General features: G+C 41.9%; 21 protein-coding genes. 11 read left to right on the top strand and 10 right to left on the bottom strand.

Annotated elements, in window-relative coordinates; genetic code table 11:
• Window positions 1-10: 10 nt before the first annotated feature.
• Both HYN49_RS13840 and HYN49_RS13835 read right to left on the bottom strand, forming a co-directional pair.
• Window positions 11-418, bottom strand: coding sequence for a VOC family protein (locus HYN49_RS13840; RefSeq protein ID WP_108904670.1), 408 nt, complete (start codon window positions 416-418; stop codon window positions 11-13).
• Window positions 419-559: 141 nt separating this feature from the next.
• Window positions 560-1138 carry a Crp/Fnr family transcriptional regulator gene (locus tag HYN49_RS13835; protein WP_108904669.1) on the bottom strand — a complete coding sequence of 193 codons (579 nt, stop codon included), beginning with the start codon at window positions 1136-1138 and terminating at the stop codon, window positions 560-562.
• Window positions 1139-1288: 150 nt separating this feature from the next.
• Here HYN49_RS13835 and HYN49_RS13830 point away from each other — a divergent pair, with 150 nt between their 5' ends.
• Window positions 1289-2785 (top strand): aminotransferase class V-fold PLP-dependent enzyme, encoded by a 1497-nt coding sequence (locus HYN49_RS13830; RefSeq protein WP_108904668.1) that lies wholly within the window; start codon window positions 1289-1291, stop codon window positions 2783-2785.
• Here the strand turns inward: HYN49_RS13830 and HYN49_RS13825 are convergent.
• Window positions 2751-3662, bottom strand: a complete 912-nt coding sequence (locus HYN49_RS13825; protein ID WP_108904667.1) for a lysophospholipid acyltransferase family protein — start codon at window positions 3660-3662, stop codon at window positions 2751-2753. The genes HYN49_RS13830 and HYN49_RS13825 overlap by 35 nt on opposite strands.
• A gap of 99 nt (window positions 3663-3761) precedes the next feature.
• On the opposite strand from HYN49_RS13825, the gene HYN49_RS13820 reads away from it, so the two are divergent.
• On the top strand, window positions 3762-4388 hold the full coding sequence (locus HYN49_RS13820; RefSeq protein WP_108904666.1) for a rhomboid family intramembrane serine protease: 627 nt from the start codon (window positions 3762-3764) through the stop codon (window positions 4386-4388).
• A gap of 39 nt (window positions 4389-4427) precedes the next feature.
• Window positions 4428-5123 carry an SIMPL domain-containing protein gene (locus HYN49_RS13815; protein WP_108904665.1) on the top strand — a complete coding sequence of 232 codons (696 nt, stop codon included), beginning with the start codon at window positions 4428-4430 and terminating at the stop codon, window positions 5121-5123.
• Between the two features lie 42 nt (window positions 5124-5165).
• Here HYN49_RS13815 and msrB (HYN49_RS13810) read toward each other — a convergent pair whose 3' ends face one another.
• The 3 genes from msrB (HYN49_RS13810) to HYN49_RS13800 are packed head-to-tail and all read right to left on the bottom strand — an operon-like array spanning window position 5166 to window position 6925.
• The gene (gene msrB, locus HYN49_RS13810; RefSeq protein ID WP_108904664.1) at window positions 5166-5564 is read right to left on the bottom strand and encodes a peptide-methionine (R)-S-oxide reductase MsrB; all 399 of its coding nucleotides are present in this window, start codon (window positions 5562-5564) and stop codon (window positions 5166-5168) included.
• Window positions 5565-5575: 11 nt separating this feature from the next.
• The gene (gene msrB / locus HYN49_RS13805) at window positions 5576-6049 is read right to left on the bottom strand and encodes a peptide-methionine (R)-S-oxide reductase MsrB (RefSeq protein ID WP_108904663.1); all 474 of its coding nucleotides are present in this window, start codon (window positions 6047-6049) and stop codon (window positions 5576-5578) included.
• A 12-nt stretch (window positions 6050-6061) separates the two neighbouring features.
• Window positions 6062-6925 (bottom strand): alpha/beta fold hydrolase, encoded by an 864-nt coding sequence (locus tag HYN49_RS13800; RefSeq protein ID WP_108904662.1) that lies wholly within the window; start codon window positions 6923-6925, stop codon window positions 6062-6064.
• Between the two features lie 196 nt (window positions 6926-7121).
• On the opposite strand from HYN49_RS13800, the gene HYN49_RS13795 reads away from it, so the two are divergent.
• The 3 genes from HYN49_RS13795 (at window position 7122) to HYN49_RS13785 (ending at window position 10942) form a co-directional block, all read left to right on the top strand.
• Window positions 7122-7391: a hypothetical protein gene (locus HYN49_RS13795; protein WP_108904661.1), complete on the top strand. Its 270-nt coding sequence runs from the start codon at window positions 7122-7124 to the stop codon at window positions 7389-7391.
• Between the two features lie 147 nt (window positions 7392-7538).
• The gene (locus HYN49_RS13790; protein WP_108904660.1) at window positions 7539-8570 is read left to right on the top strand and encodes a glycoside hydrolase family 130 protein; all 1032 of its coding nucleotides are present in this window, start codon (window positions 7539-7541) and stop codon (window positions 8568-8570) included.
• Between the two features lie 11 nt (window positions 8571-8581).
• On the top strand, window positions 8582-10942 hold the full coding sequence (locus tag HYN49_RS13785; protein WP_245892201.1) for a glycosyltransferase: 2361 nt from the start codon (window positions 8582-8584) through the stop codon (window positions 10940-10942).
• 34 nt (window positions 10943-10976) lie between these two features.
• Here the strand turns inward: HYN49_RS13785 and HYN49_RS13780 are convergent, their stop codons facing one another.
• Window positions 10977-11528: a hypothetical protein gene (locus HYN49_RS13780; RefSeq protein ID WP_146185118.1), complete on the bottom strand. Its 552-nt coding sequence runs from the start codon at window positions 11526-11528 to the stop codon at window positions 10977-10979.
• Window positions 11529-11646: 118 nt separating this feature from the next.
• Here HYN49_RS13780 and HYN49_RS13775 point away from each other — a divergent pair, with 118 nt between their 5' ends.
• The 5 genes from HYN49_RS13775 (at window position 11647) to HYN49_RS13755 (ending at window position 16514) form a co-directional block, all read left to right on the top strand.
• On the top strand, window positions 11647-12201 hold the full coding sequence (locus HYN49_RS13775; RefSeq protein WP_219928752.1) for a DUF1543 domain-containing protein: 555 nt from the start codon (window positions 11647-11649) through the stop codon (window positions 12199-12201).
• Between the two features lie 128 nt (window positions 12202-12329).
• Entirely contained in the window at window positions 12330-13859 is a 1530-nt protein-coding gene (gene guaA / locus HYN49_RS13770; protein WP_108904658.1) for a glutamine-hydrolyzing GMP synthase, read from the top strand.
• Between the two features lie 31 nt (window positions 13860-13890).
• A complete protein-coding gene (locus HYN49_RS13765; RefSeq protein ID WP_108904657.1) occupies window positions 13891-15846 on the top strand; it encodes a PBP1 and LysM peptidoglycan-binding domain-containing protein in 1956 nt (651 codons plus the stop codon).
• Window positions 15847-15852: 6 nt separating this feature from the next.
• Window positions 15853-16254 carry an OsmC family protein gene (locus HYN49_RS13760; RefSeq protein ID WP_108904656.1) on the top strand — a complete coding sequence of 134 codons (402 nt, stop codon included), beginning with the start codon at window positions 15853-15855 and terminating at the stop codon, window positions 16252-16254.
• Window positions 16255-16277: 23 nt separating this feature from the next.
• Complete coding sequence (locus HYN49_RS13755) at window positions 16278-16514, top strand: DUF3820 family protein (RefSeq protein ID WP_108904655.1); 237 nt, start codon at window positions 16278-16280, stop codon at window positions 16512-16514.
• Between the two features lie 179 nt (window positions 16515-16693).
• On the opposite strand, the gene HYN49_RS13750 is transcribed toward HYN49_RS13755, so the two are convergent.
• From HYN49_RS13750 to HYN49_RS13740, 3 genes are all read right to left on the bottom strand, one after another.
• A complete protein-coding gene (locus HYN49_RS13750) occupies window positions 16694-16942 on the bottom strand; it encodes a hypothetical protein (RefSeq protein WP_108904654.1) in 249 nt (82 codons plus the stop codon).
• 142 nt (window positions 16943-17084) lie between these two features.
• Window positions 17085-17804: a hypothetical protein gene (locus HYN49_RS13745; RefSeq protein ID WP_108904653.1), complete on the bottom strand. Its 720-nt coding sequence runs from the start codon at window positions 17802-17804 to the stop codon at window positions 17085-17087.
• Between the two features lie 304 nt (window positions 17805-18108).
• On the bottom strand, window positions 18109-18684 hold the full coding sequence (locus HYN49_RS13740) for a zeta toxin family protein (protein ID WP_108904652.1): 576 nt from the start codon (window positions 18682-18684) through the stop codon (window positions 18109-18111).
• Between the last annotated feature and the right edge of the window lie 116 nt (window positions 18685-18800).

Here is an 18800-nt window from a genome sequence, read left to right as displayed (position 1 = left end):
TGGTTTTAGGTTACTGGTTTGGCAATTGCGAGAAATCCATGTAAGCGAGTTCCCATTGGTGCCCGTCAGGATCTGCGAAGCTGTGCTGGTACATCCAGCCATGGTCTTTCGGGTCGTCATAAGTTGTACCGCCAAGCGACACTGCCTTTTCAACCAGTTCACGCACTTCTTCACGGGAAGCTGCGTCGAGCGCAATAAGTACTTCGGTTGATTTTGTGGCATCGCTGACAGGTTTTTTAGTAAAGGTACTGAAATAATCTTCTCTCAGCAGCATCACATAGATACTGTCTGAAATCACCATGCTCGCTGCTTTTTCATCAGTGAACTGAGGGTTGAAGCTAAATCCGAGTCCATTGAAGAACGCCATTGATTTTTCAAGATCTTTTACCGGAAGGTTGATAAAAATTTTTGTTGCCATTTTGAATTTATTTTGTGATTAATAATGACGCAAAGTTGCAACTGGAATTCATGGAAAACATTTACATATGTTGAGGAAAGTCAGAATGATAAAAAACATTGTCTTAAAATATTCCCGACTTCCCGACTTTCGTGACATCAGTTACTTATTGGCCAGGAAAATCCGGCTCAATTGTGTTGGTGTAATGCCGAGATACGAAGCGATATGATGTTTCTTCAGCCTTTTTGGTAGATCAGGGTATTTTTTAAGGAAGTCTTCATATCGTTTGGCAGCGGTGTCAGCCCTTAGCGTAATTTCCAGCGGCTCTTTTTCAATGATCCAATGGCGCTCCATATATCTGATATAGAATAATGCGATATCCGGAAATTCAGAAACGAGTTTCTGGAAAGCGGCTGCTTCATACTCGATGATGGTGGCCTTTTCCAGCGCTAGTATATCGAACTGGCTTTCGCTCTGAGTCAGCATAGCGCCCACAGAGGCTGCGAAACGCTGTTCAGGAAAAAAATATTTAATCACGGTATCGCCATTTTCGGTGAAATAATGCTGTGCGAGTAAACCTTTAACCACAAACCCGATTTTCCTCGGGACTTGCCCAATCTGTATAAAATGGCTGTTTTTCAGATATACCTTTTGATGTAAATGGCCGCTCCAGGCCAGCTCGGCTTCTTTTGAAATGACGTGGTATGAATTGATTTTGCTAAAAAATAAATCGGTGTCCATGCAACCGCGGCGTTTAAATTTTACTTCAGAAAGGTAATCAAATAATTATTATAACGAAATCATACTTTATTTTTAGTTATAGCCAATAACAGCGTGCTTTTTCGCCAAATCCTCAAAAAGCCATATATTTACAGCCTAAATTTTCCTGAAATGATTTCTGCAGAAAAAAGCATCGATACGAGTTTAGAACGTTATTTTCAAAAGTTCCGCAACAATATCATTGGTATTGACCAGGAATTCGAGTCGCCTTTCGGCAGAAAAAAGATCATTTACACCGACTGGACCGCCAGCGGAAGGCTTTACCGCCCGATCGAAGAACAAATGATGTCTGATTTCGGGCCATTCGTAGCCAACACCCATACCGAAACCACCGTTTCAGGCACCGCGATGACGTTGGCCTATCATGAAGCCAGGAAAATAATCAAAAAGCACGTAAATGCCGGGCCGGATGATGTACTGATCAATGACGGCACGGGAATGACCGGCGTTGTGAATAAATTTCAGCGTATCTTGGGATTAAAAGTCCCGGAAAGCCTGAAACCCTACACTTCCGATATCCCCAAAAACGACAGGCCGGTAGTGTTCATTTCGCATATGGAGCACCATTCGAACCAGACATCATGGCTCGAGACTATTGCCGAAGTTGTCGTGGTGCCAGCCTGTGAAAAAGGCCTTTTCTGCCTTGATAATTTTAAAAACCTGCTTGGTAGATATAAGGAGCGTTCGCTGAAAATCGCTTCTGTGACTTCGTGCTCGAACGTTACGGGCATCAAGACACCTTACCATGAAGTCGCGAAACTGATGCACCGCGAAAACGGGCTTTGTTTCGTGGATTTTGCCTGCTCAGGTCCTTACGTGAAAATCGACATGCATCCTGAAGATCCTGAAGCTTACCTTGATGCGATATTTTTCTCTCCGCATAAATTTTTGGGAGGTCCCGGGACAACCGGCGTTTTGGTTTTTAATAAAAAGCTTTACCATAATATGATTCCGGATAATCCTGGCGGAGGTACCGTAAGCTGGACCAATCCCTGGGGAGAGCACAAGTATGTTGACAATATTGAAGACCGAGAGGATGGCGGTACACCCGGTTTCCTGCAGGCCATCAGGACGGCACTAGCGGTGAGGCTTAAGGAAGAAATGGGGGTGGAAAATATTCTTAAACGAGAGCACGAAATCGTCGATTATGTTTTTTCAGAACTGGCAAAAGCAGATAACATTAAAATCCTGGCCGGGCAACACCACGACAGGCTTGGCGTGATTTCATTTTATATAGAAGACCTGCATTTCAACCTTGCGGTGAAGATACTCAATGACCGTTTTGGTATCCAGACCCGCGGCGGATGCAGTTGTGCCGGGACTTACGGGCATTATTTGCTCAATGTAGGACAGGAAATGTCGCATGCGCTGACGTGCAAAATCGATTCGGGTGATCTGATAGAAAAGCCGGGATGGGTCAGGATGTCAATCCATCCGACGACGACGAATGCGGAAATCGCGTTTGTTTGCCAAAGCGTATTGTCATTAGCAGAAAACCACAAGAAATGGGCTTCAGACTATCAATACGATGCCAATACGAATGAGTTTTCGCACAAAGATGCCAGGCCTGCCATTAAAGAGATGGTACACCGATGGTTTTATCAGTAGCTTTCTTCTTTCCTGAATGTTTCCAGCGGTTGTGCGTCCAGAAATAATATTCAGGGGCCTCAAGGATTTGTTTCTCTACTTCGCGCAGGTAAATGCTCGTGATTTCATAATCAGGAACGACTTTCGGATTATCGACCAAAGGCATTAAAGTCGCCTTGTAATAGCCTCTTTTTACTTTTTCTACTTTACAGAAAAGCACATTCAGATCCAATTTTTTGGCAAGCATTTCAGCGCCTGTGTGTACCGGTACTTCAAGCCCCATGAACTGGTCCCAGTACTTTGCTTTCGAAAGTTGTGGCGACTGGTCGCTGGCGAATCCGTAAAAAGCCTTGATGCCTTGTTGGTTATTATATTGGATCAGCTCAATGGATTTTTTAGACTCGACCAATTCTGCATTAAGCCTTGAACGGATCCTGCGCACCAGGCTGTCAAAATATTTGTTGCCGATTTTTTTGTAAATGGCAATACTCCTGAAAGTCGTGTATTTTGCCATAACAACAAGCCATTCCCAACTGGCGTAATGGGCGCACAATAAAGCGACGCTTTTTCCTTTGCGCTCATATTCATGGATGACTTCCTCATTGGTGAAAACGAACCTTTCCTTGATTTGCTTGTCTGTGATGTTCATCGTTTTAATCATTTCGAGGAACATATCGCACATGTGCGTGAAAAATTTCCGCTCCACATCCCTTCTTTGCTGCTCGGACAAATGGGGTAGGGCAATAGCAAGATTTTTACGGACAGTCTGTTTCCTGTACCCAAAAACACGGTAAACGAAAAAACAGATGATGTCGGAAAATATATATAATGCGCGAAAAGGTAACATTGAAATACACCATAAGAATGGGTATGTCAATACATAAGCTAAAAGCTGCATGGCAATTTTTTATGCAAATATACTTTTAATCTTTGTATTTATTTTATTTTACAAAGCCTTAACATTCATTTTCTTAATTTTGTAATCAAACCCTGCTTAATGAATCTGACTTATTTGTATGTCCTGATGGCTGCCAACGCTATGATGAGTTTTAAGGCTTTTGAAGATATGGCCTTCTTTCGAAAATATGAATTCCACATCGGGAGCATCCGGGCAGGGCAACAATACCGTTTGTTTTCTTCAGCTTTCCTGCATGTCGATTTTATGCACCTGGGTTTGAATATGCTTACCTTATACCTTTTTGCGCCGATTGTATTTGCTTATAATGGTACCTTTGGATTCCTTCTGGTGTATTTTGTCAGCCTGATTTGCGGGAGCCTGCTCACAGTGTTCTTTCATAAAGACGATTACAGTTACAGGGCCGTTGGGGCCTCAGGCGCGGTAACGGGCGTGATGTATTCCGCGATATTATTTGAGCCGATGATGCGGATAAATTTCATTCCGGCTTATCTTTTTGGGTTGATTTACCTGCTGTTTTCCATTTATGGCATGAAAGCCAAAAAGGATAATATCGGTCATACGGCGCACTTTGGCGGTGCTGCGGGAGGATTTTTAATAACGCTGGCGGGTAATCCGTTGTTATTTTCAGAGCGGCCATTGATAATATTATATCTTGCGATACCGTTGGTTATATTGTTTGCAATGGCTAAAATGGGCAAAATTTAATTACATGAATCTTTATAAATAAACCTTAAATTAATTACTATGAAAAAGACGCTTTTATTATTTGCCATGCTGTTTGCCACATTTGCGCAGGCACAGGAACGCCAAATCCCGCTACTGACGGTCAATGGCGAAGGGAAAATCAAGGTAATGCCAGATCAGGCGAGTATTTCAGTCTCTGTGGTTTCGACCGGTGTAAAATCTGCGGAAGTGAAAAAGGAAAATGATGCCAAAGTCGACGGCGTATTAAAATTCATCCAAAAGATGAACATCGCAAAAGAAGATTACCAGACACAGCGGGTAAGCCTTTACGACAATTACGATTATGAGAAAAAGAAACACAATTATCAGGCAACGCAAACCATCAATATCTTACTGAAGGATCTTTCAAGATACGATGCCTTGATGGAAGGCCTTGTAGATATGGGCGTAAATAATATTTCAGGAATTGAGTTTAAGACTTCCAAATTGGAAATGTATAAATCTGAAGCCAGAAAAGCTGCTATTAAAAGTGCCCGCGACAAGGCTCAGGATTATGTAATGGCGTTAGGACAGAGCCTGGGCGAAGCTTTTACAGTAATTGACAACTCACAGGTTGATTACCCAAGACCGATGTACAACCAAATGGCCATGGCAAAAATGGAAATGGCCGATGGCGGAAATCAAACCCTTGCCACGGGAGAGATCGAGATTATGGCGAATGTCAGCGTCAGTTATGTACTGAAACCTTCAAAATAAGATATAAGTAAACCGAAAAGCCAGCAATTACGCTGGCTTTTTTTATGGGTTATTTTTGGTGAAATCTATCGAAAGCGAATTCACGCAATAACGTTGGCCGGTTTCTGTCGGGCCGTCATCAAAAACATGCCCGAGATGGCTTCCGCAATTGGCACAGATAATTTCAGTTCGCATCATCCCAAGCGAACGATCATTGACATATTCTACTTTCCCCGGAATGGATTCATCAAACGAAGGCCAGCCGCAGTGCGCGTCGAATTTGGCATTGCTTTCAAAAAGCGGTTCTCCGCACGCGCCACAACAATAAGTCCCGTTTTCAAAATGCAGGTTGTATTGTCCGCTGTGCGGAAATTCGGTGCCTTTTTCACGCAGTATCTTATAGCGCTCAGGCCCCAGCTGTGCTTTCCATTCGGATTCCGGTTTTTCAACAGGATATTTCATAGTGATCGCGATTATTTAGCTGCAACGAATTTCAAAGCCACAGAACTTACAGTATAACGGGCTCCTGAAGTACCTGCACTGGCATCTTTTGTAACATGGCCAAGATGCCCATCGCAACGGGAACATACCACTTCAGTACGAATTGTTCCGGTACTGTCATCGGCTACGAATGTAACGGCATCCTTAATTGGCCTGTCGAAAGTTGGCCAGCCGGCATCGGACTTGAATTTTGATTCCGAGTCAAACAACGGATTGCTGCACGCAGCGCATACATATGTCCCTTTATCTGTAGTGGTTACATATTTTCCGGTAAAGGCTTTTTCTGTCCCTTTGTTACGAAGGACTTCATATTGTTCAGGAGTAAGCTGTTTTTTCCACTCGGCATCAGTTTTGACGGTGGCCGCAGCAACATCAGTGGTTTTTTCCTGGGCATTCATGGCAGCCATCCCGAAAAGGCCGACGCATAAAAAAAGATACTTTTTCATAAAGACTTTAATTTAATGTTGAATAAATTCTGCAATATCGTTAATGACTTCCTTATCGCCAAGGATTTTCCTGTGACCGAGTCCTTTCGTAATCTTCAGCGATCCGTTTTTCAGGTGTTTATGGATATGAATCCCACATTTGACAGGAACGTCAGCGTCATCATTATCATGAATCACCAGGACAGGAATGTCAATTTTTCCTGCTGCAATATACGAAGAATAACTTTCCATAGTTTCCCCTTCGCGGCGTTCGAAAAAAATCCGCATCATCTCACTGATCTCAGGTTGCAACCGAAGTGCCCTGATAAAATCATCCATTATGTCCTTGATGATGTCGCCACTGCCGATGGTCACAAGTTTTTTCACATAAAAGCCTTTACGCATCGCATTAAGCAAAGACATACCGCCAAGCGAGTGCCCGACAGCCGCTTCAAACGGACCATGGATTTTTTCAATTTCAAGAATACTTTCTATGAATTCGGGCATTAAGGTGGTTTTTCCTGAAGATTTTCCGTGTGCCGGAGCATCGAAACTGATAATGGAGTAACCTTCAGCGAGCAGCGCATCGGCAATTTTCACCAATTGCGTACCGCGGCCGGACCAGCCATGTACGAGCAGGATTTTCTTATCGCCTTCGCCGTATTCATAGATATTGATTTCCCTGCTGATTTTTGGAATGGCAATCCGCTGTTGCCTGCTTTGGGCATCCATCTGTATTTCGCGTTTCGGAAGGCGGTGGCGAATCGGGGTAGTGAAAAGCCGTGCGGCAAAACGCATCGCAAACTTTAATGAAATGAACGACAAAAATTTACCTGCCAACAGGATCGAATTTGGAATCTTTAAAGTTCCTGAACGTTTTTTTGCATTCTTTGCCATCAGCTACATATTAACAGGATTCAGTGTTTCAGCGTGCATAAAATTAGTATAAAAAATATGGATCTTATAGAATTTCAATCATAGTTTTTGCTTAAAGACAGTAACCTCATAAACTTTCGTTAAACCTCTTTAAACGGCTTTGTGTTTAAAATCGTGTTGGCTAAATTTATGTCATTATTAATTCAAATCAATAACCATGTACAATAAAAAAGTAATTTTAGGAGTTGCTGCGGGAGTTGCAGTCCTAGCCATTGCCGGGCTTTTATTAGCCAAAAAGAACAAGTCTAAAAAACAGAAGCTAATTGACAAAACCGATAATCTTGCGGATAGTTTCAAAAGCAAACTCCACAGCCTGCAGCGCAAAGCCCAAAAGGAAATCAAGCACGCCGCAGACCGCGGTGAGGAGTTTACCAATGTGGCAAGAGACCGTGCCGCAGATTGGATTGGAAAAGTGAGTCCGAGTTAGAAAATACTCATTCATTATCTATTATAGAAGCCTTCGGAAACGGAGGCTTTTTTATTGCTGTTTTGAATTCTATAAGCTTTTAAAATTATGTCGTAAGAAATTCAGAAAACGAATAAATATTTTTACAAAACTGAAATTTTAAAGATTATGGTAGCAGTTACAAAACACGGAATCGTACTTGAAAAAAGGGATTTGGATTTTGAAATCGAAGGGGTGCTCAATCCAGCAGTGATTTACGAAGACGGACAAATCCATATGCTATACCGCGCTGTCGCAAAAGGGAACCGGTCTACCATCGGCTATTGCAGGTTTGATGCGAAAGATCCTTTGACCGTTGTGGAACGCTACGATAAACCGATTGTGGTTTCTGAGTTTGATTATGAGAAGCATGGCGTGGAAGACCCAAGGATTGTAAATATAGAGGGGACTTATTACCTCTCTTACTGTGCCTATGACGGCATTAATGCTTTCGGCGCCGTGGCCACATCTGAAGACAGGTTTAAATTTGACAAAAAAGGCATTGTAGTGCCGCGCGTTGAGGGTGATACCTTCCGTGAATGGCTTACCCACAGTGATGACCTGAATGTTAAATATTTCAGGCTCAATATGGGAGACAATTACATCTGGGATAAAAATGTGATTTTCTTCCCAAGGAAAGTGCACGGCAAGTTATTTTTCCTGCACCGTATCAAACCCGGCATACAAATCGCGAAGATCAAGGAAATTGAAGAACTTGATGCCGATTTCTGGCAGGATTACCTCACTAATTTAGAAGATCATATTGTCCTTGACCCGAAATACAACCACGAGCTCAGCTACATCGGGAACGGTTGTCCGCCGATTGAAACCGAACACGGCTGGCTCATCATATACCACGGCGTACATGACGTGATTACAGGTTATATGTATACTGCCTGCGCGGCCTTGCTCGATCTCGAAAATCCCGGAAAGGAAATTGCAAGGCTGCCTTATGCGCTGTTCGAGCCGGAAGAAGAATGGGAACTTAAAGGCTATATCAACAATGTTGTTTTCCCGACCGGAACAGCATTGATTGACGATACATTATACATCTATTATGGTGCTGCCGATGAAAGGATTGGCTGCGCTTCAGTAAGCCTTTCGGAGTTGCTTTCGGAATTGCTTGCCAATAAAAAATCCGCTGAAACTACAAAAAACTAAAACAAACAGCTATGGAAACCCGCAACAGCCACAACAGCAAAATTGGAAGCACAAACTTCCTGTCGTTTATGCCCAAAGATTTTTCATTTGAAAACAAAGATAACTCCGAACCGGAGAAAATTCCTGAAGTGCTCTTCATTACTTCATTTCCGCCGAGGCAGTGCGGTATTGCAACCTATTCGGAGGATTTGATTAAGGCATTGAAACAGCAATTCGTGTATTCTTTCAATATCCAGATTTGTGCTTTGGAAACCAATGATGAACAGCATTCTTACGGAGAAGACGTAAAATACATCCTGAATACTTCAGAGCAGCAATCGTATCAGGATCTGGCTGAAAAAATCAATGCGGATGATAATATCAAAATTGTGTTGCTGCAGCATGAATTTGGTTTTTTTGCGCATAGCGTGGAACACTTCAACGCCTTCATTTCAAAACTGAACAAGCCTTTGGTCACTGTATTCCATACGGTTTTGCCAAGGCCTGATGAAGTTTTCAAGAAAAATGTGCAGCACATCCTTGACACCGTGGACGGAATCATCGTGATGACGAACGGCGCTTCGGAAATCCTGCGCAGGGACTATGTTGTCGATGAAGCGAAAATCTCCATTATCCCGCACGGAACACACCTGGTACCGCACCTTGATAAAAAAATACTCAAGGAAAAATATGGTTTGCAGGGCAAAAAAATCCTTTCCACTTTCGGGTTGTTGAGTTCGGGGAAAAATATCGAAACGACGTTAGAAGCTTTGCCAAATATTGTCAAGACTTCACCTGAAGTTTTATTCCTCATCATCGGTAAAACACACCCTACCGTAGCATTACGCGAAGGCGAAGTGTACCGGGAAATGCTGCAGCAGAAGATTACGGATCTTAATCTGCACAAACATGTGAAATTCATCAATAAATACCTGCCTTTAAATGAATTGCTCGAGTATTTACAACTCACCGATATTTATATCTTTACGTCCAATGACCCGAACCAGGCTGTGAGCGGAACTTTTTCGTATGCGCTGAGCTGTGGCTGTCCGGTGATTTCAACACCGATTCCGCATGCGAAAGAAGTACTCTCTGAAGGAAGCGGCATCTTGTTCGACTTCGGAAATTCGGAACAACTTACAGAAGCGGTAAACAGACTGCTGTTCGACGTCAGGCTGCGCCAGGAAATCATATTAAACGGTTTGCATAAGATTACCGGGACAGCCTGGGAAAATTCGGCTGTGGCACATGCGAAATTCCTGCAGAAGATATCAGACAATAAACTGGAACTGCATTATCGCAATCCGGATTTCAACCTCGACCACATTAAAAAAATGACCACTGATTTCGGGATTCTCCAATTCAGTAAAATCAATACGCCGGACATCAATTCAGGCTATACGATCGATGACAACGCCCGCGCCATGATTGCGATGTGCCAGCATTACAAAATGACGCACGATGAGGACGATTTGAAATACATCAGGATTTACCTTGATTTTATTGCCTATTGCGAGAGGAGCGGTGAGCATTTTATCAACTATGTCGATTACAATAATAATTTTACAGCGCAGAACAGCGAGGTGAATCTTGAAGACTCAACAGGTCGTGCAATCTGGGCTTTGGGCTATGTGGTTTCGCTTGCCAACATCCTTCCCGATGATATTGTCGCTAAAGCAGAAGAAATTATCGAACGCACCTTCCGTCATGTTCCTGAAATCCATTCGCCACGCGCCATGGCTTTTATCATAAAGGGATTGTATTATTACAACAGGAGTATCGACAGTACGCGTTCAATCGATTTAACGGAATTGTTTGCAAACCGCCTTGTGCAAATGTACAGGCATGAATCATCTGCAGACTGGAAGTGGTTTGAAAGCTACCTGACCTATGCCAACAGCGTTTTGCCGGAAGCCTTGCTTTGTGCCTACACATTGACGGGCAACCGCGATTATCGTGATATTGCAAAAGAATCATTCGACTTCCTGATTTCGAAAACATTTACCGATTCAGCCATAAAAGTGATATGCAATAAAACCTGGCAGCAAAAGGGCAGCGAGAACAATGCGTTTGGTGAACAACCGATTGATGTAGCTTATACGATTATCACGCTGCGTAAATTCCATGATATATTTAAGGAACCTGAATATCTGAAGAAAATGGAGATGGCTTTCAACTGGTTCCTTGGCAACAACCATTTAGAACAGGTGATTTACAATCCTTGTACGGGTGGCTGCTTTGACGGGCTGGAAGAGAAAAATGTGAACTTAAACCAGGGTGCCGAATCCACGGTGAGTTACCTGATGGCGCGATTGATGAGCTATAAATATTTCGGAAATGAGGACAATACTTACACCCGTAAAAAAAGCAAAACTTATAAGCTGGTGAATTAAAAAAAAAAGAGGCCCGATGGAGGCCTCTTTTAATTTAAGATTTTCTTTGCGGCTTAACCACCCCGACATGGCTGTCATCAATTCCATATGCCTTGATTACAGCGTTATAATCATTGTAATCTACAGTTTTTGCGGCGTTGCGGTTTGTGAAAGTACCGGGAATTATCACCACCCTGAAGGTTTGGTCATTTAAGAATTCCGGTGATGCGCTGAGGTTTGTTCCCCTGCAGTAAATGGCAAAATCTTCAAGACTGAAATCGTAGTCATAATCAACTTCCTCGCCAGTGTCGAGGTAAATGGTACGCGGAATCAATTGCCAGATTGGCGTTTGGGCATCAATAGTGCCTGAAAGGCGATAAATCAATATCGTTTCAGCGTCAAAAAGGTTGCCGCCGATTTCATTTGCAAAAGTGCCATAAATCCTATAGCCGTCAGCGCTGTTTACAAAATCCTGCTGCAGGATTTCAAATACGAGGCTGTTCGGACCCGCAGGACCCTCAGGACCGGGAGCGCCGTCATCACCCTGACATCCGTGGAACATTGCCGCTGTTGCAATGACAGTCAGCATTAAGAATAATCGTTTCATAGTTTCTTGAATTAAGATTGATAATTTTGGTTAAATGTATTCCAAAAAGTTTCCTCAAAGAAAAGTTTTAAGAATAATTTAATGAAATGAATCGCTTATTTTTGTGAAAAGCAGATCAATGAAATTATTTATGGTGATGCTCGGTGCCACGCCGCCGGGAAGGTTTACGGAACAGCATGATATTTTTTTCGGGATCGGGGATTCTTTAAAGGAACTCGTGCCGCACATGAAGGATTTCTGGCCTGAGGCGTTGGGGAAAATCCATATTGACGCGTGGCGTGAAGTGCGTTATACTGACGGATATGCCATTACAGTTGTTCAAAAGCAGCAAACAAAAGATGAGAAAAATCTTTTCTTCATCAACCTTGGCGGTTATCGCGAAAATGAATTTGAAGAATACCATTATAAAGTATTGGCGGTTGCGGGAACTTTGGCGGAAGCCTCAAAAAAATCAAAGCAAACGGCGTTTTACAAACATTTTGGTTTTAAGGGGGCCGAATCCCATATTGATGATAAATTCGGGATTGATGTAGATGATATTTATAAGGTAGAAGATATGCTGCCGGAAGTTTTCAGAACGCAATATTCGCTTAAACTGACGGAAACTGATGCCACAGCTACAGATGAATTGCACATAGGTTACGTGAAAATAGAAAAATTACTGAAGCTATAACATGCTGTATAATCGCTTTATTGGCGGGATGTATCAATCGCTTTAATTGGGATTGAAGGCGTGAATAACTTTTTCCGTAAAAAATAAAATACGTTTTCCTGTTTCCGAATATAAGGTTACTTTTGCACATGCAACACAACGTACTCATTTTAGATTTCGGATCGCAATACACACAACTAATTGCGAGAAGGGTTCGCGAGTTAAATATCTTCTGCGAAATTTTCCCTTACAACCATTTTCCTTCAGATTTATCAACCTATAAAGCCGTAATCCTTTCAGGCAGCCCGTTTTCGGTCCGTGCTGAAGACGCGCCACATCCTGACTTGTCACAGATTCGCGGAAAAATGCCGTTGTTGGCCGTTTGTTACGGTGCGCAATACCTTTCCCATTTCTGCGGAGGCGAAGTAGCGCCGTCGGACACGCGTGAATACGGTCGTGCGAATCTGAGTTTTATCAAATCCGATGATGCTTTTTTTAAAGGCGTAAGCGAAAATTCCCAGGTGTGGATGAGCCACAGCGATACGATTAAAAAACTCCCCACAAATGGGATCAGGCTGGCCAGCACCCATGACGTAGAAAATGCCGCATACAGGATTGAAGGCGAAACGACCTATGCCATCCAGTTCCACCCTGAAGTATACCATTCGACAGACGGTAAAACGATGCTCGAAAATTTCCTTGTAAACATTGCACACGTGCCTCAGAATTTCACGCCGAATGCTTTCGTGGAAGAAATTGTCGCCGAACTGAAACAGAAAGTAGGCGATGATAAAGTCGTACTGGGACTTTCAGGCGGTGTCGATTCTACCGTTGCGGCAGTATTGCTCCATAAGGCCATTGGTAAAAACCTGTATTGTATTTTCGTCAATAATGGTTTGCTTCGTAAAAATGAATTTGAAAGCGTACTGGACCAATATAAAGACATGGGCCTTAATGTAAAAGGGGTCGACGCTTCAAAGCGTTTCCTCGACGCATTGGCAGGAATTGAAGAACCTGAATTGAAAAGGAAAGCCATCGGGCGTGTGTTCATAGAGGTTTTTGACGATGAGGCACACCAGATTGAAGATGTAAAGTGGCTTGCACAGGGTACAATTTACCCTGATGTGATTGAATCTGTTTCGGTAAAAGGACCATCTGCAACCATCAAATCACACCATAACGTAGGCGGATTGCCAGATTATATGAAATTGAAGATAGTCGAGCCGCTCCGCATGCTTTTCAAGGATGAGGTACGAAGGGTAGGGGCAACATTGGGAATTGACGCAGCATTATTAGGACGCCACCCGTTTCCGGGGCCTGGTTTATCAATAAGGATTTTAGGTGATATCACTCCGGAAAAAGTCCGTATATTACAGGACGTTGACGCCGTTTTCATCGACGGATTGAAATCCTGGGGATTGTATGATAAAGTCTGGCAGGCAGGCGCGATTTTGCTTCCTGTGAATAGCGTAGGCGTGATGGGTGATGAACGTACTTATGAAAAAGTAGTGGCACTCCGCGCAGTAGAATCGACTGATGGAATGACCGCAGACTGGGTACACCTGCCATACGACTTCCTGATGAAAGTCTCTAATGACATCATCAATAAAGTAAAAGGCGTAAACCGCGTAGTATATGACATCAGTTCTAAACCACCGGCAACGATCGAGTGGGAATAATGCTGTCGGATGTAATCTTAAAACAAAAAGAATGAGACAATTATTGGTAATTTTAGCGGCTTATTTTATGGTTTCGTGTGCTGCATTTGCGCAGGATAAAATCATTAAGCATAAAGTAGCCAAAGGTGAAACGGTCACGCAGATCGCTGAAAAATATAAAATCACCCCAGCTGAAATCTACCGGTTAAACCCCGATTCGCAGAACGGCCTTAAGCCTGATATGGTATTGTTGATTCCGGGTGGGCCGAAAACCCATTCGAAAACTGCAGTCACCAGTATCACTACAGTTAAAACACATACGGTGGCTGCCAAAGAAACGCTTTACGGTTTGTCAAGAACTTATGGTGTTTCAGAGGAGGAAATCCTGAAAGCCAATCCCGGACTTACTAAAGACAGCCTCAAGGTAGGGCAGATCATCAACATCCCTACGAAATCCGACGTGAAAGTTGTTTTGAAAGAAACAAAGAAAGACAAAAAATCAGATAAGAAGCGTGAGCCTGTTTACCATACTGTCGTTGCTGGTGAAACCAAATATTCCATTGCCAGGCAATACAACACTACAGTCGCACAACTCGACATTGATAATCCTGAAATTAAAAACAGCCTGCAAATTGGTTTCAGGTTGAAAGTATATGCTGATACCAATAATACCGTTCAGGAAGTGGCTGTTGAAGAAGACAGGAGCGTCAGCATCAAACCGGAAATTAAGAAGCCGGAATTTGTTGATTACCAGGTAAAGCCTAAGGAGACTTTATATAGCCTTGGCAGGAAATTCGGGATGGCGCAGGAGGAACTTATCAAATTGAATCCTGAACTCAAAGAGGGCGTAAAGGAAGGAATGACAATCAAATACCCAACTTCGGTTAAAGTGAATGAAACAGTGACCAAGTCGGTTTCCGGACTTTCAAAAACGCTGAACACGGACCATAAGAAGCAATTGGTGCTACTGCTTCCTTTCAACATTTCAAAAATTGAGGGCGATACGGTTAATTCGACTTCGGCGCGCCTTAAAAAAGACAAATTCCTGAACATGACGCTTGACTTTTATTCGGGTGCCTTGATGGCAGTGGATTCTGCGAAAGCGCTAAACCTGAATATCGACATCAAAATTTATGACTCACAGGAAACTAAAAATTCGTCTTCAGTAGCGACATTGATTTCCCAGAATAATATTGCCGATGCTGATGTGGTCATCGGGCCATTTTACCAGGCAAATGTTGAAAAAGCGGCTGAATTGCTACAGAAGAAAGGCGTTGCTGTGATTTCGCCTTTATCAAAGGAAACCAGCAGGGAGTTCCCAAACCTCATGCAATCGATGCCTTCTTCAGAACTGATAAAAAATGAAATGCTGGATTTCCTGCGGACAAAAAATGCGAACATCATGGCGATTGTGGATCCGAAAAGATTGTCAGCGAAACAGTTTTTTGCCCAGAACCATAAAGATGTGAAACTGGTCAGCCTCAATGAAAAAGGATTGTTCACAGCGGAGATTCTCGCAAAGGATTTTGTAAAAGGCAAAATGAATTACGTGATACTTGATTCCGAAAAAACAGGTTTGATACTCAATACGCTGAATGTACTGATTCCGATGATGGCGGATTATCAGCTGCAACTGGTCATCCTTGAGAAAAATGATACGTTTGATTTCGAGGAAGTGCCATTGGCAAAATTAGCACAACTTCATTTGCTTTATCCTTCCTTGACAAAAGACAATGACAGTGCTGAAGCGGTGGTTTTCGAAAAGGATTATAAAGATAAAAACAAAATATTCCCGAATCAGTACGCTACACGAGGTTTCGATGTGGTTTTTGATGCGATGCTCAGGCTTTCGCAGGAAAAACCGTTTATGGAAACGGTAGAAACCACTTCAAGTGAGCAGGTTGAAAACCGTTTCGATTATGAGAAATTGCCCTCAGGAACTTACATGAACAAAGGTTTTTACATCCTTTACTACGATACCGATTTATCTGTTAAAGAAGCAAATTAAACGACAATGACATCAAAAGTAACTTACCTCGGCGATTTGCGTACTTCTTCGATTCACCTGCAATCAGGCAGCGAAATTATCACGGATGCCCCTACAGACAATCATGGAAAAGGCGAAGCTTTTTCGCCAACTGATATGGTGGCCAACGCTTTGGGAAGCTGCATGGTATCGATAATGGCCATCAAATCCAAAGATTTGGAACTGGATCTGGCCGGATCGACCGTTGAAGTGACAAAAATCATGCAGCCGGAGCCCAGGAAGATTTCAAAAATAGTTGTAGTGCTGAATATGTCTGTCAGTACTACAGATAAGAGCAAGGTTATTTTAGAGCGCGCGGCTATGACTTGCCCTGTTTTCCTGAGCCTTCATCCGGATATTGAAAAGGAAGTGACTTTTCACTGGAAATAAACGGTAGTCAGTTTCATTCTGCAGTGGATCAAAATCAGCAACAACTCATCAAGCTGGCGCATGCCAAAATGCCGTTCGGAAAATACGAAGGACGATTCCTGATTGATCTGCCTGAATATTATGTCGTTTGGTACCAACAAAAAGGTTTTCCGAAAGGGGAGTTGGGACAGCAAATGCAATTGGTATATGAGCTGAAACTGAATGGGCTTGAAGAACTGATTCGCAATATCAGGAGGCAATATCCTGTACCACGTAAATAATCTGGGTTTGCATCAATAGCATCTTAACGTGTAAGTGAAATCGTTAAGCTGCTTTTTATAAGCTCCATTTTCTGACTGCCTTTCCTGTCCCGGATGATGGCCTTAAAATCACTATTGAAGGGTTTGCATAAGGGATTCTCACCGGAATAAGTGATTATAATGCGGTTCCGATTGATGGCTCAGGTGAATTTTTCAGAGTCCTTATCGGGGAAATTAAAATTCCCGGTGTTGTCAGCTTTGAAATATACCGTTATCTTCCCGTCTGGCACCGTTTCACGATTCCCGGAAGTAGCGTCAGGCAATTGTTCCACTGACCTGGTTTTTTCAAAAATCCATTGTCCCTGGATTTTCTCTGCGATATTATCAGTTTGGGCATAATTTATTTTTGGATATAACGCAATCAACAGTAGGATCAGGATCTTTTTCATGGTTTTTTTAGCTAAGGTAAATTATTTCTGCTTTCGAAGCTGCCCCTAAGCGTAGGGAGTCAGCTGGAAAACGAAGTTATGGAAGAAGGTGGTTCATTTTACACGGGTAGGAGGAATTGCTTGAAACCGCTGTTAGCAGAGATTATTTGATATCTATAAAAATTCTATCTAAATTATTTTTTGATGATAATTTTGTCTTCTTTTTGGGATAAAAATCTGTCGTCAGAATTTTAATTTCTGGAAGATTATCCGTAAATGAACCGTCAGGATTATGATATGTAAAATCCATTGAAGTTTCAATTCTATCATAAGACAATTTTGTTATTGTGTCAGATTTGGTTTGAATTTTCAAATTTCCCAAGTTTAAGAATATGTTAGTATCCATTTCCGGACCTGCAATTCTCTTTATGCCGTGAAGATGTAGTTTATTATTTCTCAATTCGAAAGACTCGAAGGTATATTCATTTAAGCTACTGGAATTAATTGCTCCATAATTAAATATTTTAAAGTTTAAATTACCATATTTTTCAAAACTTATCTTAGCGATTGTATCTTGTGGTTGTTCAAATTTATTATCAAATCGATATATAGTCAATGTATCTTCAGATATCCATTCTCCGATATTGCCATTCAACTCATATCCGCCATTTGCATCAAATTTTTCTCCATTTTTGAAAATTAATGTTTTAAAAATTTCTTCTGTAAAAGCAAAATCAGAGTTAATGCATATCCTATAAATTTTATAGTTATATTTTTTTACACGTTGTAATTCAAATTGACAGAGATCTTTTTTTTCTATCGTCTTTCTTCCACAGCCAGCAATAATAATTATGAACAAAAAAAATAATATTCTAAGTTTCATTTACGTATGTTTGGTATAATCTCTGCTAACGTCCGGCGGCTTCACGTCAGTTGCGGCATTTCGAACTGAGTACTCTTGGCTGTACAGAACGAAGTTAGGGAAAAGGCGGTTCATTTTACAACGGGATGAGCAATTGCGTGAAACCGCTGTTATGAGAAGTGCTAAGGTTTAACCCGCGTGATTTTATTATCTTTTAAAATAACAAGGTCACTATTCATTCTCTTTTTGAACTCAATAAGTTTTTCATAGACTTTGTCCATTCCTGCTACAATTTTCGCTTGGTTTGTTGTTCGCTTATGAGTTTTCATTTGTAATAGCTTTTAAGTTTATCAAACTTTTTTTCGTTCAAAATATTGATTTCTGCATCAAAAATCTTTTCAGCAATCAGATCATGTTTTCCTTCTGAATTGTCAAAAATCAAAACTTCATCAACAATTGAAATATAAATGTCGAACAAATTTTTGATTCCGGCAAGGTATCGTCGATTAATAACGTCGGTTTCGATGTTATGTCCGCCTTCAGCAACTCTTGTTTTTACACGCTCAATTGCCAATTCAGAATTTTGCAGCCAAAAGAAAAGCAAAGTGACATTGTAATTTTTGGCTTTGGCTTCAAGGATTTTTGACCTGTAACTTTTGGTTGCTAAAGTGGTTTCAAAAGCGAAATTTTCATTTGCTTCCAAAAGTTCGTTAATCCTGCGAAGCATAATTCTGCCCGATTCAAAAGAAACTTTTTCAGGCTGAAAAGGGGAGAGCCCTTTGGCAATTTCATCTGCGTTCACAAATTCCTTACAATCCAGGATTTCAGGCAAAATTGTAAAGGAAGCAGTAGTTTTTCCAGCTCCGTTGCAACCAGCAATTATGTAAAGATTTTTTTCCACGCCCAAAGATACCAATTTGAATGATAAGGTGAGCGTCCTCTTCGCGCCGTGGCAGCATTTCTCATAACGTCCGGCGGCTTCACGTCAGTTACGGCTTTCGAAGCTGAGTATTCTCG

The sequence above is a fragment of the Flavobacterium pallidum genome, assembly GCF_003097535.1.
Classification (GTDB): domain Bacteria; phylum Bacteroidota; class Bacteroidia; order Flavobacteriales; family Flavobacteriaceae; genus Flavobacterium; species Flavobacterium pallidum.
This window is presented reverse-complemented; position numbering and strand designations above follow the sequence as displayed.